Origin of the sequence: Actinosynnema sp. NPDC059797 (genome assembly GCF_042732085.1) — a bacterium.
In the GTDB taxonomy this organism is placed as follows: Bacteria; Actinomycetota; Actinomycetes; order Mycobacteriales; family Pseudonocardiaceae; genus Actinosynnema.
In genome coordinates this window covers 1-3,560 of sequence record NZ_JBHWIE010000552.1, presented here as the reverse complement: position 1 = coordinate 3,560, position 3,560 = coordinate 1, and the positions used below count along the sequence as shown (strand labels likewise).

Genomic DNA, 3,560 nt, shown 5'->3' with positions numbered 1-3,560 from the left:
ACCGACCCTATCCAGGCAGGGCTGTTGCGCTGTCACCCCAGACCACCAACACCAGCCAACCCACACCAACAGTTCTGAATAACGCTCGTACGTTCAGGTCCGGCGAGTCGTACGTTCAGGTCTCGCGAGTCGTACGTTCAGGTCTCGCGAGTCGTACGTCCAGGACCCCCGAGTTCCCCGTTCGCGTCGCCCCGAGGGGTGCCTGAACGCAGAACTCGGGGTGCCGGAACGTACGACACGCGCGTTCTGGACGTACGACTCGCGATGTCTCAGTGGAGGACACGCGGTGTTGGAGTGGAGGACACGCGGGTTAGGTGGGGGTGTCCAGGGCTTGGTGCGCGGCGGCCAGTTCGGTGCGCGCCGCGCGTTCGATCAGGCGGAAGCCCAGGCGGGTGGTCAGGGACACCGCCTGCTCGGCCAGCGCGCGCGCCTCGTCCGGCTCGCCGAGCAGCCGCCGCACGCCCGCCAGCCCCACCAGCGCCCGCGCCTCGCCCGCCGGGTAACCGATCCGGCGGGCCTTGGTCAACGCCTGCTGGAACTGCCCGTCCGCCGCGCGCAGCGCGCCCAGGCCCCGGTTCGCCGACGCCATCACCACCAGCACGTTCGTGGTGATCCGCTGGTCACCGCCCTCGCACAGCTCGCCCAGCGCCCGGTCGGCCAGGTCCAGCGCCTCCGCGTGCTCGCCCAGGTCCAGCCGCACCGACGCGAGGGCCTCCAGCGCCCTGGCCGCGGCCTCCCGGAACCCCGCCTCGGTCGCCAACCGCACCGCGTCGGCCAACCGCGACAGCGCGCGCTGCGGCTCACCCATCGCCTGCGCCGCCACGCCTAACAGCGTCAACGCCGTGATCTCGCCGCTCCGCAACCCGTGCTCGACGCTGACCGCCAGCGCCTCGCCCAGCAGGTCCACGGCCTCGGCCAGCTCGCCGGTCTCGATGGCCAGCACCCCCAGCCCGGTGAGCACCCCCGTCTCACCCGACCGCGGCCCGCCCGACTCGCGCTTCAGCGCCAGGCACGTCTCCAGGTCGTTGCGCGCCGACGCCAGGTCGCCCGACTCCAGCCGCACCACGCCGAGGTTCCCGCGCACCCCCGCCTCCGACGCCAGGTCCCCGCTCACCCGGTGCAGCTCCACCGACCGCGTGTAGTGCGCGATCGACTTGGCGAAGTCGCCCAGCCGCCAGTGCAGCGTGCCCAGGTTCTGGTGCATCGCCGCCTCGGCGGCCACGTCCCGCTGCTCGTGCGCGGCGTCCATCCCGTACTGCGCGGTCAGCAGCCAGTCGGTCACGTGCTTGCCGATCCACAGGTACCCGCGCAGCCCGTCGGCCAGCCGCCACGACACCGCCGCCGGCCCGTGCTCCGCCGCCGACCGGATCGCCGCCGCCAGGTTCGCCCGCTCCGCGTCCAGCCACGCCCGCGCCTGCGCCGCCGTGCCCACCCCCGTCGGCGGTGCGCCGCGGCCCGCCGACGGCAGCCGCATCAGGTCCGGGTACAGCAGCTCCGCGCAGTGGTCCACCGCCCGCACGTAGAACTCCAGCAGCCGCAGGCGCGCGGGCGTCGCGTTCCCGGCGACCGACGCGGCGAACCGCGCCAGCGAGTCGTGGAACGAGAACCGGCCGCCCACCGACCGCACCAGCCGCGCCTCGGCCAGCCGGTCGAGCAGCGCGGCCGCCGTGGCGACCTGCACGTCCGCCACGGCCGCCGCCGCCTCCGGCGTGAAGTCCGGTCCCGGCACCACGCTGAGCAGCCCGAACAGCCGCCGCGCCTCCGGGGGCAGGGCGTCGTGCGCGAGGCGCAGCGGGTCCCGGTCGCCCAACCGGTCCAGGTACCGCGCCACCGAACCGCCGCCGACCGAACTCCCGCCGACGGGACCACCGCCGACCGAACTGCCGCCGACCGAAGCCGCCGCCACGTCCAGCACCAGCGGCAGGTGGCCGCACCGCCGCGCCAGCTCCTCCGCCGCCGGCCCGGACCTCCCCAGCACGGCCAGCGACTCGGCAGGCTCCAGCACGTCCAGCCCGACCCGGCGGGCGCCGTCGACGGCGATCAGGCCGCGCAGGTCGTCCCGGCTGGTCACCAGCACCGGGCAGCTCGCCGCGCCCGGCAGCAGCGGCCGGACCTGGTCGGGCGCCGCCGCGTTGTCCAGCACCAGCAGCATCCGCCGCCCGGCCAGCAGCGACCGGAACAGCGTGCTCTGCTCGTCGAGGTCGACCGGGATCTGCTCCGGCGGCACGCCCAGCGCCCGCAGGAACCGCGTCAGCACCTCGACCACCGGCGTCGGCGGCCCCGTCGAGTACCCGCGCAGGTCCACGTACAGCCGCCCGTCCGGGAACCGGTCGCGCAGCCGGTGCGCCACGTGCACCGCCAGCGCCGTCTTGCCCACGCCCGCCACGCCGGTCAGCACCACGATCGGCACCGCGGTGCGCGCCCCGTCCGGCGCGATCAGCCGGGAGATCCGCTCCACCGCCTCGGCGCGCCCCACGAACCCGGGCACCTCGGGCGGCAGCTGGTCGGGCACGTCCGGCGAGACCCGCCCGGCCGGCGCGGCCAGGCTCGGGTCGCCCACCAGGATCGCCTGGTGCAGCTCGCGCAGCGCCGCGCCCGGCTCGATGCCCAGCTGCTCGTGCAGGACCCGGTCGACCAGCCGGAACGCCTCCAGCGCCTCGGCCTGCCTGCTGCCCCGGTACAGCGCGATCATCAGCTGCGCCCAGAACCGCTCGCGCAGCGGGTGGTCCGTGGTCAGCGCGCGCAGCGCCGGCACCACGCGCTCGTGGTTGCCCAGCGCCAGTTCGACGTCGATGCGCTCCTCGTGCACCACCAGCAGCCGCTCGGCCAGCCGGGGCACCTCGTCGTCGCGCAGGGCGTCGGAGGGCACGTCCACCAGCACCGGTCCGCGCCACAGGCCCAGCGCCTCGGCGTAGAGGTCGGACGCCTCGGTCAGGCGACCGGACTGCGCGGCCTGCCGGGCCCGGCTCGCGGTGGCGGTGAACCGGTGCACGTCCACCTGTTCGGGTGGCACCGCCAACCGGTAGCCGTCCGAAGTGGTCCGGATCAGCGACGGGTCGCCGAGCAGTTGCCGCAGCCGCATCACGTAGGTCTGCAACGTGCCGCGCGTGCGCGCCGGCGGGTCGTCGCCCCACAGGGACGACACCAACTCGCCAATTGAGACGACGCGGTTCGCGCGGAACGCCAGCGCGGCCAGCAGCGCGCGGTGCTTCCCGGCCCGCACGGGCACCGGCTGACCCTGTATGCGCACTTCAAGCGGGCCGAGAAGACCGAACCACGGCCCAGACCCCATCCGCTCGCGTCCCCTCGTCGCACCTCGCTGGCTAACAGCCTAGGACGCGCGCTGACACCGCGAGTCATCACGGCGTCAGCGATACGACAGCGAGCTACGGCAATCTTCAAGACGTCCCGGTTGGGGGACCGGGACGACAACTCATCGGGTCCGCGTCAGCGGATACGCGATCACTGGGGGTCGGGTGGGCCGCACACCCAAGTGGGGGCCACCCCCCCAAATTAGGCCAAAAAAACAAAAACCCCAAAAATAGAGTAGAAATACAGGG

General features: G+C 74.0%; 1 protein-coding gene. It reads right to left on the bottom strand.

From position 1 onward, the window contains the following. Window positions 1-310: 310 nt before the first annotated feature. The gene (locus ACFV4N_RS41485) at window positions 311-3,229 is read right to left on the bottom strand and encodes an AfsR/SARP family transcriptional regulator (RefSeq protein WP_499678179.1); all 2,919 of its coding nucleotides are present in this window, start codon (window positions 3,227-3,229) and stop codon (window positions 311-313) included. Window positions 3,230-3,560: the final 331 nt, after the last annotated feature.